The organism is Streptomyces sp. NPDC015131, from assembly GCF_043079975.1.
Lineage (GTDB): Bacteria > Actinomycetota > Actinomycetes > Streptomycetales > Streptomycetaceae > Streptomyces.
Map to the genome: position 1 here is coordinate 696,877 of NZ_JBIBVB010000003.1, position 13,322 is coordinate 710,198.

The 13,322-nt window shown below is 74.9% G+C and carries 11 protein-coding genes; 4 read left to right on the plus strand and 7 right to left on the minus strand.

Going from position 1 to position 13,322, the window contains the following annotated elements:
* Window positions 1-236: 236 nt before the first annotated feature.
* On the plus strand, window positions 237-1,505 hold the full coding sequence (locus ACF08D_RS14410) for an acyltransferase family protein (protein ID WP_392222916.1): 1,269 nt from the start codon (window positions 237-239) through the stop codon (window positions 1,503-1,505).
* A gap of 18 nt (window positions 1,506-1,523) precedes the next feature.
* On the opposite strand, the gene ACF08D_RS14415 is transcribed toward ACF08D_RS14410, so the two are convergent.
* The 4 genes from ACF08D_RS14415 to ACF08D_RS14430 form a co-directional block, all read right to left on the minus strand.
* The gene (locus tag ACF08D_RS14415) at window positions 1,524-2,513 is read right to left on the minus strand and encodes a malate dehydrogenase (RefSeq protein WP_392222917.1); all 990 of its coding nucleotides are present in this window, start codon (window positions 2,511-2,513) and stop codon (window positions 1,524-1,526) included.
* A 216-nt stretch (window positions 2,514-2,729) separates the two neighbouring features.
* Window positions 2,730-3,884: a DUF2690 domain-containing protein gene (locus ACF08D_RS14420; protein WP_392222918.1), complete on the minus strand. Its 1,155-nt coding sequence runs from the start codon at window positions 3,882-3,884 to the stop codon at window positions 2,730-2,732.
* A gap of 381 nt (window positions 3,885-4,265) precedes the next feature.
* Window positions 4,266-5,102: a DUF3017 domain-containing protein gene (locus ACF08D_RS14425; protein ID WP_392222919.1), complete on the minus strand. Its 837-nt coding sequence runs from the start codon at window positions 5,100-5,102 to the stop codon at window positions 4,266-4,268.
* Between the two features lie 35 nt (window positions 5,103-5,137).
* Window positions 5,138-5,998 (minus strand): bifunctional methylenetetrahydrofolate dehydrogenase/methenyltetrahydrofolate cyclohydrolase, encoded by an 861-nt coding sequence (locus ACF08D_RS14430; protein ID WP_392222920.1) that lies wholly within the window; start codon window positions 5,996-5,998, stop codon window positions 5,138-5,140.
* Between the two features lie 267 nt (window positions 5,999-6,265).
* Between ACF08D_RS14430 and ACF08D_RS14435 the strand changes: the two genes are divergently transcribed.
* Window positions 6,266-6,856, plus strand: a complete 591-nt coding sequence (locus tag ACF08D_RS14435; protein WP_392222921.1) for a hypothetical protein — start codon at window positions 6,266-6,268, stop codon at window positions 6,854-6,856.
* Window positions 6,857-6,941: 85 nt separating this feature from the next.
* Here the strand turns inward: ACF08D_RS14435 and purH are convergent, their stop codons facing one another.
* Together purH and purN are read right to left on the minus strand one after the other, a co-directional pair.
* Window positions 6,942-8,495 (minus strand): bifunctional phosphoribosylaminoimidazolecarboxamide formyltransferase/IMP cyclohydrolase, encoded by a 1,554-nt coding sequence (gene purH, locus ACF08D_RS14440; protein WP_392222922.1) that lies wholly within the window; start codon window positions 8,493-8,495, stop codon window positions 6,942-6,944.
* Window positions 8,482-9,108 carry a phosphoribosylglycinamide formyltransferase gene (purN, locus tag ACF08D_RS14445; protein ID WP_392222923.1) on the minus strand — a complete coding sequence of 209 codons (627 nt, stop codon included), beginning with the start codon at window positions 9,106-9,108 and terminating at the stop codon, window positions 8,482-8,484. Before purN ends, purH begins: the two co-directional genes overlap by 14 nt.
* Window positions 9,109-9,358: 250 nt before the next feature.
* Between purN and ACF08D_RS14450 the strand changes: the two genes are divergently transcribed.
* Window positions 9,359-10,162: a hypothetical protein gene (locus tag ACF08D_RS14450; RefSeq protein ID WP_392222924.1), complete on the plus strand. Its 804-nt coding sequence runs from the start codon at window positions 9,359-9,361 to the stop codon at window positions 10,160-10,162.
* Between the two features lie 48 nt (window positions 10,163-10,210).
* On the opposite strand, the gene ACF08D_RS14455 is transcribed toward ACF08D_RS14450, so the two are convergent.
* Window positions 10,211-11,899 carry a DUF6350 family protein gene (locus ACF08D_RS14455; protein WP_392222925.1) on the minus strand — a complete coding sequence of 563 codons (1,689 nt, stop codon included), beginning with the start codon at window positions 11,897-11,899 and terminating at the stop codon, window positions 10,211-10,213.
* A 116-nt stretch (window positions 11,900-12,015) separates the two neighbouring features.
* On the opposite strand from ACF08D_RS14455, the gene ACF08D_RS14460 reads away from it, so the two are divergent.
* On the plus strand, window positions 12,016-13,266 hold the full coding sequence (locus ACF08D_RS14460; protein WP_392222926.1) for a sigma factor-like helix-turn-helix DNA-binding protein: 1,251 nt from the start codon (window positions 12,016-12,018) through the stop codon (window positions 13,264-13,266).
* The last annotated feature ends 56 nt before the right edge of the window (window positions 13,267-13,322 follow it).

The following is a 13,322-nucleotide window of genomic DNA, read 5'->3' on the forward strand; positions in this document are numbered from 1 at the left end:
TGGTCGGCGACCGGGGTCCCTGCCCCCGGGAACGGAAACCATGCGCGAAAGTGGGTTTGGTCACTCCCGGCCTGGGTAGCCGCGCGATCGCGCTGCGTCGCGGTCAGTTGGCGCGGGCGGCCTCGCACACGTCGCCGAGATTCTCCATCTCATAGCTTTTTCGCACTGATCCGAATGGATGACCGGTCCCGGCGTCGCTCCCGGCCCGGGCGTCCGGGCCGACCTAGGGTGCGTCCATGCGCAGCAGCGACGACCGCGTCTACCTCGCCCCCGTCGACCACCTGCGCGCCGTCGCCGCCGTGCTCGTCGTCCTCTACCACGGCTGCCAGCTGCTCAGCGCGAGCGCCGGGGGCCACCGCTTCGTCCCGGCGACGGACTGGCTGTACTCGGCGAACCCGGCGGCCACCCTCGTCTTCGAGGGCCACACCGGTGTGGCGCTGTTCATGGTCCTGTCCGGCTTCATCTTCACCGTCGGCGCCTACGGCCGGCCGGTCCGCTACGGCCGCTTCCTCACCAACCGGCTGCTGCGGATCTACCCGCTCTACCTGGTCGTCGCGCTCCTCGGCCTGGCCACCCAGGTGACCCTGCCGACCTTTCAGGACCTGCTGCGCGTCCTGACGTTTGCCACGCCCGCGCAGCCGTACGGCGGCGTCTTCTGGACCCTCTGCGTGGAGATGCAGTTCTACCTGGTCTTCCCGCTGCTGGTCCGGCTCCTCGCCGAGCGCGGGCCCGGCGCCCTGCTGCGGCTGCTGGGGGCGGTGTTCCTGCTGCGGGCGCTGGTGTGGCTGAGCAGCCCGGTTCCCGAACCGCACACCGCGGCGCTCTACCTGGGCCTGGCGGGGCGGATCGACCAGTTCCTGCTGGGCATGCTGGCCGCCTGGGCGTACGTCCACCACCGGGAGCGGCTGCGGGCCCGGTGGCTGCCGCCGGTGGCCCTGGCCCTGGCGCTGGGGCTGCTGTGGTCCTTCAACCAGGTGCACGGCTTCGTGTCCGACAGCCCGCTGAAGCTGGCCTGGAGCGGGGCGGAGGGCGCGGTGTGGGCGCTGGTGGTGGCGGCGTACGTCGCGGGGCGGCGAAGCGCGGCGGGAGGCCGGTTCTCCCGGCTGCTGGCGCGGCTCGGGGAGGTCAGCTTCTCGGTGTACCTGACGCACTTCATGGTGCTGACGGTGATCGGCGAGTACGTGTACGGGCGGTTCCCCGCCGGGCTGCCGCCGGTGTGGTCGGCCTTCGCGGTCACGCTGCTGGTGGCCCTGCCGGTGACGGTGGCGCTGTCGTTCGTGACGTACCACGCGATCGAGCTGCCGTTCCTGCGCCTGCGCCGCCCCTACCTGGGCGCCCCGGCTCCCGTCGTCCCGCCGGCTCCCGGAGTCCCGCCGGCCGGCGGTGACCCGGCCGAGGGCCTGCCGGCGGGTGGCGTACCGGCCGGTGGTGTGCCGACGAGCGGCGTACCGGCGGGGCCGGAGACACCGCGCCCCCGGCAGCGCGAGGGCGACCGGGGGCGGTGAGACGGCGGGGCGTACGGGTCAGAGCAGACCGAGACCGCGGACCGCGTCGCGCTCCTCGGCCAGCTCCTGCACCGAGGCGTCGATGCGGGCGCGCGAGAACTCGTTGATGTCCAGGCCCTGGACGATCTCGTACTTCCCGTCCTTGCAGGTGACCGGGAAGGAGGAGATCAGGCCCTCCGGGACGCCGTAGGAGCCGTCCGACGGGATGCCCATGGAGGTCCAGTCGCCCTCGGCGGTGCCGTTGACCCAGGTGTGGACGTGGTCGATGGCGGCGTTGGCGGCGGAGGCGGCCGAGGAGGCGCCACGGGCCTCGATGATCGCGGCGCCGCGCTTGGCGACGGTCGGGATGAACGTGTCGGCCAGCCACTGCTGGTCGTTCACGACCTCGGCGGCGTTCTTGCCGGCGATCTCCGCGTGGAAGATGTCCGGGTACTGGGTGGCCGAGTGGTTGCCCCAGATCGTCAGCTTCTTGATGTCGGAGACGGCGGCGCCGGTCTTGGCGGCCAGCTGCGAGATCGCGCGGTTGTGGTCCAGGCGGGTCATCGCGGTGAAGCGCTCCGCCGGTACGTCCGGGGCGGCGGCCTGCGCGATGAGCGCGTTGGTGTTGGCCGGGTTGCCGACGACGAGGACCTTGATGTCGTCCGCGGCGTGGTCGTTGATGGCCTTGCCCTGCGGCTTGAAGATGCCGCCGTTGGCCTCCAGCAGGTCACCGCGCTCCATGCCCTTGGTGCGCGGGCGGGCGCCCACGAGGAGGGCGACGTTGGCGCCGTCGAAGGCCACGTTCGGGTCGTCGGTGATCTCGATGCCCCGCAGCAGCGGGAAGGCGCAGTCGTCGAGCTCCATGGCGGTGCCCTCGGCGGCCTTGAGGCCCTGCGGGATCTCCAGGAGGCGCAGCTTGACCGGCACGTCCGCGCCGAGCAGGTGGCCGGAGGCGATGCGGAAGAGCAGCGCGTAACCGATCTGGCCGGCCGCGCCGGTCACGGTGACATTCACGGGAGTGCGGGTCATGGCGGTCTCCGTAAGACGACTGGCGGTGGGGGTCCCTGCCCCAGGTGCTGGACATCCCCCCGACCGATCAGTGCCTCGCGATCGGTGAATCATCGATCGGTGTCTCGATGTGAAGAGATATCCAGCGGTCAGGCTATCCGACCCGGACCCCCCTCAACCCCCGCCCCCTTGTGTCCCGGCTCACTGCCCGGCTCACTGCCGAGCTCACCGCTGGGTTCACTGCTGACCGGTGCAGCCCTCGGTGCCGCTCGCCAGGGTGGCGCACGCCTTCGGCTCGGTGCCGTCGGCCGCCGCGACCATCGGCGTGTAGGCGTCGGTGTCGATCTTCACCGCGCCGTTCTGCGTCGAGCCGCCCGCGCTGATGGTGACCTTGTCGCCGGCCACCGCCTCGCTGATACGGGCCCAGGCCGCCCCGCACGTCTTGCTGTAGCGGACCTCGACCTTGGTGGTGCCGACGGTCACCGAGGAGGCGGTGGTGACGAGCGGGCCGCCGCACCCCATGGCCTCGGGGTCCTTGCCGGTGCAGTCGGCGCCGCTGCACTTGACCCCGGCGGGGAGGTCCTTGGGGGCACTGGCGCTGGGGGTGGTCGCCGCCGGCTGCTCGGCGGCCTTCCCGGCCGGGTCGTCCCCGCCGCCGAGCCCGGACAGCAGGACCACCGCGGCGACGACCAGCAGGGCGCCGACCACTCCGGCCACGATCAGGGCCGTCCGGCGACCGCCGCCGCGCGGGGCGGAGGAGCGGTGCCCGGAGGAGGGGGCGGGGGCCGGGGCGGGGGCGTGCTGGGGGGCGCGGGCCGTCTTCGACGCGCCGGGGCCCCGGGGGGCGGGGCCGTTGGGGCCGCCGTCGGCGGGTATGACGGACGGCCGCGGGCCGGTGCCGGTGCCGGCGCTGCCAGTGCTGCCGGGGGCGGTGCCAGTGCCGGTTCCGGTTCCGGCGCTGCCGGGGGCGGGAGCGGGGGCGGGGGTACGGCCCGGGGGCTTCTTGGCGCCCGCCCGCGACGAGCCGTCGGCCGCCGGGCCCGCGTCGCCGCCGAACTCTCCCAGGGCCGCGCGGGCCTGGGAGATGCGTATCGCCTCCATCGTCATGTCGTGGCGCATCTCGGCGCGGCTCCAGGCGCGCTCCGCCAGCTCCCACATGGTGGTGAGGTGCACCGGGTTGGTCCCGGTCACCTCGGCCAGCGCGACGATGGCCCGCTTGGGCGCGAGGAGCCGCCCGTTCAGATAGCGCTCCCACGACGTCTTGCTGTACCCGGTGCGGTCCGACACCGCGGCGACGCTCAGACCGCTGCGGTCCACCAGCCGGCGCAGCTGACTCGCGAACTCCTTGACCTGCGGGTCGAGTTCTTCCGGTAGCGCCTTCCAGCGAGGCATTGCTTCCCCCTTGTCCCCCCGTACGTGCCTGATGTGCTCCCCGCGCTGCGTGCCCCCTGGTACCTCCCGGCGCTCGTGCGGAGTCCACCGGGAGGGATGCGCGGAGCCAGGATGTCAGTTCCTGAACCGGGGGCGCACGGGCGCATTCGGAACACGAGCGTGCCCCCTTACGCGCTCCTGTCCTGACTGCCGCCCCAGTTTCGCATCCGTTGCGCCCCGCTCACACCATGCCGGAATGGTCACTTCCGTGCCACAGGCCCCGGACATGGCTTGATCGCAGTTGGCGGGTGCATGACGCTTATACGCAGGTCACGGCGCCCGTCCTGCTCGGGGGAGAGGACGGGCGCCGTGACGGACGTGCCGCGTCTCACACCGCCGGCGCTACCGCACGGCGAAGCGGACGGCGTCCTCCAGGATGGGGACTTCCAGCCACGCGCCGGGCTGGGTCATCAGGGCGAGCAGCACGATGCTGGTGCCGAGCACCCCGTACGCCGCCATGTCGGTGAACCGCGACCGGACGGCGAGCATCCCGACCGAGGGCAGGGCCCGGCGCAGCGCGGCGCCCGTGAGCAGGGCCGCGCCGATGAGCAGCGCCCCCACGCGCGGCGCCTGCGGGAAGGCGTCGAACCCCACGACGACCAGCCCGAGCGCGGTCAGCCCCAGCACGGTGAGCAGCGGCCACTGGCGGGCGGGCGCGGGCGCGTCGCCGGGCGCCGCCCTGCCGCCGCCCTCCGGCCGGGCGGTGTCCCGCGTGACGGCCGGCGGCCGGCGCGACCCGCCGCCCCGCCGGGCGCCGGCGGCCCCGGCACCGGCGTCGGCGGCGGTGCCGTCGGCGGCGGCGGTGCCGTCGGCGACGTCGGCGGTCGCATCCGGTTCGCCGGACTCGCCGTGCGGGGCGCCGGGTTCGCCGGTGTCGCTGGACGCGCCGGGGGTGCCGGTGCCGCCGGGCGTACCGGGCCCGGCGGGGGCGCCGGTGCCACCGGACTCACCGGCCGTACCGGACTCACCGGGCGTACCGGACCCGCCGGGTGTGCCGGTGCCGCCGGCCGTACCGGACTCACCGGGCTCGCCGGGTCGGCGCCCCGCGTCGCCGTGCGGGCCGCCGGACTTACCGGGCGCACCGGACTTACCGGCCGCACCGGGCTCGCCGGGCTCGCCGGCCGTGCCGGGGCCGGGGTCCGCCGGGGTGGCGGGGTCGTCGTTCGCCCGTACGCCCATGGGGTCGCCCTCTCTCCGTCCGGTCGCCGTCCGGCTCAGCGCGCGGCGGCCGCGCGCTCGGCCGCCTCGACGACGTTCACCAGCAGCTGGGCCCGGGTCATCGGGCCGACACCGCCCGGGTTCGGGGCGCGCCACCCGGCGACCTCGTTGACGCCCGGGTGGACGTCCCCCATGATCTTGCCGCTCGCGTCCCGGCTGACGCCCACGTCGAGCACGGCCGCGCCCGGCTTGACGTCCTCGGGCTTGATCAGGTGCGGCACGCCCGCGGCGGCCACGATGATGTCGGCGCGCCGCAGGTGGGCGGAGAGGTCCCGGGTGCCGGTGTGGCACTGCGTGACCGTGGCGTTCTCCGACTTGCGGGTGAGCAGCAGCGGCATCGGGCGCCCGATGGTGGTGCCGCGGCCGACCACGACGACCTCGGCGCCGCGGATCTCGACGCCGTGGGCGCGCAGCAGCGTGATGATGCCGTTGGGGGTGCAGGGCAGCGGCGCGGGCTCGTTGAGCACCAGGCGCCCCAGGTTCATCGGGTGGAGTCCGTCCGCGTCCTTGGCCGGGTCCATCAGCTCCAGGATGCGGTTCTCGTCGATGCCCTTGGGGAGCGGGAGCTGCACGATGTAACCGGTGCAGGACGGGTCGTCGTTCAGCTCGCGGACGACCGCCTCGATCTCCTCCTGGGTGGCGGTGGCGGGCAGTTCGCGCTGGATGGAGGCGATGCCGACCTCGGAGCAGTCGCGGTGCTTGCCCGCGACGTACTTCTGGCTGCCCGGGTCGTCGCCGACCAGGATGGTGCCGAGGCCGGGGGTGATGCCCCGCTCCTTGAGGTCCGCCACGCGGGCGGTCAGGTCGGACTTGATCGCGGCGGCGGTGGCCTTGCCATCGAGAATCTGGGCGGTCATGAGCCCATCCTCGCGGATGACCCCGTCGCGGTTCCACTTCACGGGCGGTGACGGAGGGGCCGCGGGGGCGGAAGGGGCGGCCGGTCCCGTGGCGGAGGTTGCACTTGCACAACACCCTGAGTATCCGACTGGACAAGAAGTCGATGATACGACCACGATGATCCGCGCAGTGCCGCGGGCAGTGCCGGGGGGCAAACCGCTCAAAAGTACGTGAAGTTCCTCCGCTCGGACCGCGCCGTCCCCGCACATCAACGGAGGAAACCCGCCATGAGCTTCGGCGACCCGAACAATCCCTATGGGCAGCCGCAGGGCCAGCCCCAGCAGCCCGGTTACGGCTACCCCCAGCAGGGTCAGCCCCAGCAGCCCGGCTACGGCTACCCGGCCGCCCCGCCCCCGCCGGCGTACGGCGCGGGCTACCCGGGCGGCGCGCCCATGACGATGCCGGGCCTGATGCAGACGGCGCGTGTGCTGCTCTTCATCGTCGCCGGTCTCCAGATCATCATCGGCATCGTCCTCGCCTTCGTCATCGCGGCGGCCCAGGACGTGTCGGACTCGGTGGGCGCGGGCAACGCCACGGACGGCCTCGCCGGGCTCGGCTTCCTGATGGTGATCATCATGCTGGCCTTCGCGGGCCTGGCCATCTTCCTCGGGGTCAAGTTCTCCAAGGGCGGCAACGGCATCCGCGTCACGACGATCGTCTACGCCGCGCTGTACCTGCTGCTCAGCATCGCCAACTTCGCCGGTGGCGAAGCCTCTTCGGCGGTCGGCGGCATCATCGGTCTCGCCATCGGCGGCATCATCCTCGCCTCGATGGTCACCAGCAGCGCCAGCCAGTGGTTCAACCGCCCGCGTTACTGATACGCGCGCCACACGCACGAACGAAGGCCGTGACCCCCGCCGCGAAGCGGGGGTCACGGCCTTCGCCGTACGGTCCGGTCGGGCGTCAGTGGAAGAAGTGCCGCGTCCCGGTGAAGTACATCGTCACCCCGGCCGCGCGGGCCGCCTCGACGACCTGCTCGTCGCGGACCGAACCGCCCGGCTGGACCACGGCCTTGACGCCCGCCGCGGTGAGGATCTCCAGGCCGTCCGGGAACGGGAAGAACGCGTCGGACGCGGCGTACGCGCCCCGCGCGCGCTCCTCGCCCGCGCGCTCCACCGCGAGCTTCGCGGAGTCCACGCGGTTGACCTGGCCCATGCCGACGCCGACGCTCGCGCCGTCCTTGGCGAGCAGGATGGCGTTGGACTTGACCGCCCGGCACGCCTTCCAGGCGAAGGCCAGCTCCGCCAGTTCGGCCGGCGACAGGGCGTCACCGGTGGCGAGGGTCCAGTTCGCCGGGTCGTCGCCGTCGGCCTGGAGGCGGTCGGTGACCTGGAGCAGCGCGCCGCCGTCGATGGGCTTGACCTCGACGGGGTTCGCGGGCGCGCCCTCGGCGCGCAGCACGCGGATGTTCTTCTTGCGGGCCAGGACCTCGACCGCGCCGTCCTCGTACCCGGGGGCGACGATGACCTCGGTGAAGATCTCGGCGACCTGCTCGGCCATCGCCACGGAGACCGGGCGGTTCACCGCGATGACCCCGCCGAACGCGGAGAGCGGGTCGCACGCGTGGGCCTTGCGGTGCGCCTCGGCGACGTCGGCGCCGGTCGCGATGCCGCACGGGTTGGCGTGCTTGATGATGGCGACGCAGGGCTCGGCGTGGTCGTAGGCGGCCCGGCGCGCGGCGTCGGTGTCCGTGTAGTTGTTGTACGACATCTCCTTGCCGTGCAGCTGCTCCGCCTCGGCCAGGCCGCCCGTGCCGTCCACGTACAGCGCGGCGCCCTGGTGCGGGTTCTCGCCGTAGCGCAGGACGTTGCTCCGGGTGTACGTCGTGCCGGTGAAGTCCGGGAAGCCGCTGTCGTCGGCGGCGGCGTACTCGTCGGCGAACCAGGACGCGACGGCCACGTCGTACGCGGCGGTGTGCCGGAACGCCTCGGCGGCCAGGCGCTTGCGGGCCGTCAGGTCGAAGCCGCCGCCCTTGACGGCGTCGAGGACGTCGGCGTACCGCGCCGGGGAGGTGACCACCGCGACGGAGGGGTGGTTCTTGGCGGCGGCCCGCACCATGGAGGGGCCGCCGATGTCGATCTGCTCGACGCACTCGTCGGGCGTGGCCCCCGAGGCGACCGTCTCACGGAACGGGTACAGGTTGACGACGACCAGCTCGAAGGGCGCCACGCCCAGCTCCGCGAGCTGCTCGCGGTGGGCGTCCAGGCGCAGGTCGGCGAGGATCCCGGCGTGCACGCGCGGGTGCAGGGTCTTCACCCGGCCGTCCAGGCACTCGGGGAAGCCGGTCAGCTCCTCGACCTTGGTGACCGGGACGCCCGCGGCGGCGATCCTCCCGGCGGTCGAGCCGGTGGAGACCAGCTCGACCCCGTTCTCGTGCAGCCCGCGGGCGAGCTCCTCCAGCCCCGTCTTGTCGTAGACACTGATCAACGCGCGACGGATGGGCTTATTCACCGACATGAACCTTTCGTCCCTCTATGCGGTAGCCGTGCCGGGCCAGGCGCCCCACGACCTCGACGAGCAGCGAGCGCTCGACTTCCTTGATGCGCTCGTGCAGAGCGGCTTCGCCTTCTTCCGTGTCCTCTTCCACCACCTCGACCACGCCCTGGGCGATGATCGGGCCGGTGTCGACGCCGTCGTCGACGAAGTGGACGGTGCATCCGGTGACCTTCACGCCGTGCGCGAGCGCGTCCCGCACGCCGTGGGCACCGGGAAAACTGGGCAGCAGGGCGGGGTGGGTGTTGACCGTCCGGCCGCCGAACCGGGCCAGGAACTCCCGGCCGAGGATCTTCATGAACCCGGCCGAGATCACCAGGTCCGGCTCGTACGCCGCCGTCGCCTCGGTCAGCGCGCGGTCCCAGGCGTCGCGCGTGGGGTGGTCCTTCACCCGGCACACGAAGGTCGGCAGCCCGGCGCGCTCGGCGCGCTCCAGACCCGCGATGCCGTCGCGGTCGGCCCCGACGGCGACGATCTCCGCCCCGAAGCCGTCCGGGTCGCCGGCGATGGCGTCGAGCAGAGCTTGCAGGTTCGTACCCGATCCGGAGACCAGGACGACGAGGCGGGCGGCGGCCACGGGAAAACCCTCTTCGCGTTGCTTTGTACGGTCGTACGAATGAATCGGGCCCCTCGGAATGGGGAACTCTACGAGAGAGCCGACCGTCAGCAACGATACCGGCACACCGAGGCCGCCCCCACGGGACGGGGGCGGGGCCGGGGGGTAGCGTCTGGGGCAGGGCCGTCCCCGACCGGACGGACACGACGACACGAGACCTCCGCCCGCGCGCTCGCGCCGGGCCCGGGTCTGAGGGGAAGACGTTCACCAGATGCCGGACCGACGCCGCCGCACGGCCATCCACCTCCTGCCGCGGGAACGCCAGTCCACGGAGCCCGGGGGCCCCAAGGACCCCACAAGCGAGGACAACCCGTTCGCGCCCCCGCCGGAGGGCAGACCGGACCAGCCCTGGCAGCCGCGCCGCCCGTCGGGCGGCGAGGGCGACCACGGCGGCTCCGGCGACCCGGACGGTTCCTCCGGGGACCGGGGCCAGGGTCAGGGCCGGCCGTCCTGGGGCAGCCAGTGGAGCCCCCGCCAGCCGGGCCGCTCCTCCGGCGGCTTCGGCAACCGCCCCTCCGGCGACCAGCAGGGCGGCGGCCAGGGCGGCCCCGAGAAGACCACCCCGCGCTGGGACGCGACCGACCCGGCACAGCGCCGCGCGCGGTACGCGCTGCTCGCCGGCATGTGGGCCTTCTTCTTCGCGATCTTCGACTTCCCGGAGATCGGTCTGCTGCTCGGCGCCCTGGCGCTGTACTGGGGCATCAGCTCGCTGCGCGCCAAGCCCCGCCCCGCCGCCGACCGCGCCGCGGCCGTGACCGGGGCGCCTCCCGCCGGCGCCCCCGGCACCCCGGCCGCACCGCCGCCCCCGCCGGGCCGGCCGCAGACGACCGCCGCGGTGAGCGGCCTGGTCACGGCGTCGCTCGCCCTGATGATCGTGGCGGCGACGTTCACCATCCAGCTCGTCTACCGCGACTACTACGCGTGCGTGGACGACGCCCTGACCAAGACGGGCCAGCTGTCCTGCAACGAACAGCTCCCGGAGCCGCTGCGCGACGTGTTCGGGGTGCGCGAGTAGGACGTACGGGACGGCGGGGGCGGGGGCGTACGGGGTACGGGGTCCCGCTCAGGCTCCGGGGCCGGCGGGCCCCTCGGCCTCGGTGGCGGTGTCGACCGCCTCCGGGGCCGTCGCGCTTTCCGGAGCCGGTTCGCTGTCGTCGGTGTCGGTGTCGCCGTGGCCGTCGATGTCGGTGTCGCCGTGGCCGTCGTCGGTGTCGGTGTCTTCGGTGGCGGGGTCGGTGACGGCGGGCGGGAAGGCCGCCATCAGCCCGCCGGACGCCTCCTTGAGGGCGCTCCAGCGGGCCTCGCGGGCGACGGGGTCCTCCCAGGTCGCGGGGAGGAAGTCGTACGGCTCGAAGGCTGGGTCGCCCGGGTCGTCCTCCGGCGGCACGGACACCGACAGGGACGGCGCCGAGAGGGAGGCCGCGGCCACCACGGGCGGCAGCGGCGCGGGCGCCGGGGCGGGGGCCGGCAGCGGGGTCCGTACCTCGACGGCAGCCGCCGCCCGCCGCTCACCGCGCCGCCGCCACGCCCGCAGGGCCACCGCCAGCGGTACGCCGAGGCCCGCCGTCCACGCCATGGCCGCCGCGCCGGTCCGCCACCAGACCGGGCCGAACTCCGCAAGGCGCCCCGTCCCCAGCGGCCCGCCCGCCGCCGCCGCGAGCACCGCCACGGCCGCGCCGGTCAGTGCGGCCGCCAGGAGCGCGGCGACCGCGGTGTCCCGCAGGCCCAGGTCGCGGGCGCCGGGGGCGCGGGTCCGCCACCCGGCGCACCGGCCGATCGCGGCCGCCGCAGCGACCGGGACGACCGCGGCCGTCCAGTGCAGCCAGGTCCCGCGCCCGTCCGCCGGTACCGCGGCCAGCAGCGGGAAGGGCGGCAGCCCGGCGGCCCCGGTCACCCCGAGCGGGGTCGCCACCGCGCCCGTACCCAGCGCGAAACCGGGGCCGAGGCCGTAAGCGGCGCCCCACACGGCGGCGTTCGGGACGAGCGCGAGGGCCAGCAGCAGGACCGCCGTACGCCCCGACCAGACGTCGGAGAGCCCCAGCAGGGACGCCCGCGTCGCTCCCGCGTGCCACACCAGCGACACCCCGACCAGCAGCGCTCCCCCGGCGGCCAGCACGCCCAGCCCGGCTCCGGCGGCGCGTACGGCGACGGTCGTACGGGAGCGGGCGAGCGCCACCCGGACCCACCGGGGCACCCGCTCCGGGAGCGGCCCGGTCGGGCGCCCCTTCGCCGTCCAGACCCCGGCCGCCGCCGCGAGCACGACGAGCGGCGGGACGTGCAGGGCGGCACCGAGCGGGTCGGCGGGCAGCGGCCCGCCCGCCGCGTACCCCACCGCCCCGGCCGCGACCAGCAGATACCCGGCCGTCAGCCCGCCCACCGCCGCGGTGGCGCGCGGCCGGGGCAGGGTCCCGCCGGGTTCGGCGCCGTCCCGGGCGGTGCGGTGGACCAGCCACACCGGAAGGGCGACAAGCAGCAGCGGGACCACCCCGACGGGCGCGGGCGCGCCGGAGAGCGTGCCCGGGCGGACCAGTTCGGCACCGTGGGCGAGGAGCCAGAGTCCGGCGGCGACGTGCAGGGCTCCGGCGGGCCCGCTGTCGGGGTACGGGGAGCTGATCCACGCCACCATCACCAGGACGGTGACGGAACCGAGTCCGAGTCCGGCGGCGAGCGCGCCGCGCACACAGGCCCCGGCCAGCGCGGCGGTCCGGCCGCCCTGCACCAGGGCCGGCGGGTGGTCGGTCGCTTCGGTCACGGCGCCATGCTGCCAACGACACGCGCTTGATCCGCGTAACACCGGAAAGGCCGGTGTGGCGCGCAATATACGGTTATGTACTTTTTCGCCACGCGTGGCCCTGCCGGGGGACGGCCATGACCCCGGACACGGCCACCCACAGTGCTCCTCGTTCCGCCTCGCGGTCGGCGTCCCGTCCGGCGCCCCCGCTGCCGTCCCCCAAGGAGCGGCGGCGGCTGCGTGAGGCGATGTCCATGACGGAGGATCAGGTCGCCCAGCACGTCGGGGTGACCCGGGCGACGGTCCGCTCCTGGGAGACGGGGCGCACGACTCCGCGCGGGCGCAAACGGGAGGCGTACGCGCGGCTGCTGAGCGCCGCCCGGGAGGACGCCCCGGCCGACCCGCGCACCCCGGACGCCCCGGTGTCCACGGAGCCTCCGACGTCCCCGGTGTCCCCGGTGGCTCCGGAGCCTCAAGAGGCGGGATGCCCGAAGGCCGAGGCGCCGGAAGCCCCCGAGGCTCCCGAGACGGCCGGCGCGCCGGGGGCGGGGGCCCCGGGGGCGGCGGCCGCGCCCGCGGTGCCCGCGGTGCCCGCGCCCGCCGACGCGTTCGACGCGCTCTACACGTACGCCGCTCCCCTCCTCGTACAGCAGGCGTATCTGCTCACCGGCCGCCGCCGGCTGTCCCGCGAGGCCGTCGAGTACGCCTTCCACCAGGCGTGGCAGCACTGGCCCAGGGTGGCGGTCGACCGCGATCCGGCGGGGTGGGTGCGGGCGGCCGTGCACGACTACGCGCTGTCGCCCTGGCACCGGCTGCGCCCCTCGCACCGGCAGCCCGACGAGCCCCCCACCGACCGGGCGGCGCGGGCGCTGCGCGAGGCGCTGCTGGAGCTGCCGCCCGCGTACCGCCGCACGCTGCTGCTGTACGACGGCCTCGGCCTGGACCTCCCGGAGACGGCCGCCGAGACGGAGGCGAGCACGCCCGCCGCGGGCAACCGCGTCCTGCACGCCCGTGAACTGCTCGCCGCGCGCGTGCCCGAGACCGCCGACCCGGCGGTGCTGCACCGGCGGCTGGCCGCGCTGCTCGACAAGGGCCCCACCATGGTGCTGGCCACGCCCCGGACCGTGCGGGGCGGCAGTGAGCGCCGGGTGCGGGGGTGGACCCGGGCGGCCTTCGGGCTGACGGCGCTCGTCGTCGGCGCGACCGCGTTCACCCTGGCCACCGCGCCCACCGCGTACCACCCGCCCCTCGCGCCCGGCGAGGCGGTCGAGGGCGTCCCGGTCCTCAGCGGTCCCGAGCGGCTCACCCCGCGCGGCGCGGCGCTGCGTGACCGGCTGCGCGACGAACCGGTCACCGGGCCGCCCCGCCTGGTGCCCGACACCCACTGAGGCGGCCGGGGCCGCACGGCGCGGCAGCGCCCGGAACGCCGAGGGGCCCGCCCCGG

Bases quoted from the DNA above. Each gene is read 5' to 3' on its own strand.
- ACF08D_RS14410 (WP_392222916.1), top strand. From the start codon at position 237: ATGCGCAGCAGCGACGACCGCGTCTACCTCGCCCCCGTCGACCACCTG.
- ACF08D_RS14415 (WP_392222917.1), bottom strand. From the start codon at position 2,513: ATGACCCGCACTCCCGTGAATGTCACCGTGACCGGCGCGGCCGGCCAG.
- ACF08D_RS14420 (WP_392222918.1), bottom strand. From the start codon at position 3,884: ATGCCTCGCTGGAAGGCGCTACCGGAAGAACTCGACCCGCAGGTCAAG.
- ACF08D_RS14425 (WP_392222919.1), bottom strand. From the start codon at position 5,102: ATGGGCGTACGGGCGAACGACGACCCCGCCACCCCGGCGGACCCCGGC.
- ACF08D_RS14430 (WP_392222920.1), bottom strand. From the start codon at position 5,998: ATGACCGCCCAGATTCTCGATGGCAAGGCCACCGCCGCCGCGATCAAG.
- ACF08D_RS14435 (WP_392222921.1), top strand. From the start codon at position 6,266: ATGAGCTTCGGCGACCCGAACAATCCCTATGGGCAGCCGCAGGGCCAG.
- purH (WP_392222922.1), bottom strand. From the start codon at position 8,495: ATGTCGGTGAATAAGCCCATCCGTCGCGCGTTGATCAGTGTCTACGAC.
- ACF08D_RS14450 (WP_392222924.1), top strand. From the start codon at position 9,359: ATGCCGGACCGACGCCGCCGCACGGCCATCCACCTCCTGCCGCGGGAA.
- ACF08D_RS14460 (WP_392222926.1), top strand. From the start codon at position 12,016: ATGACCCCGGACACGGCCACCCACAGTGCTCCTCGTTCCGCCTCGCGG.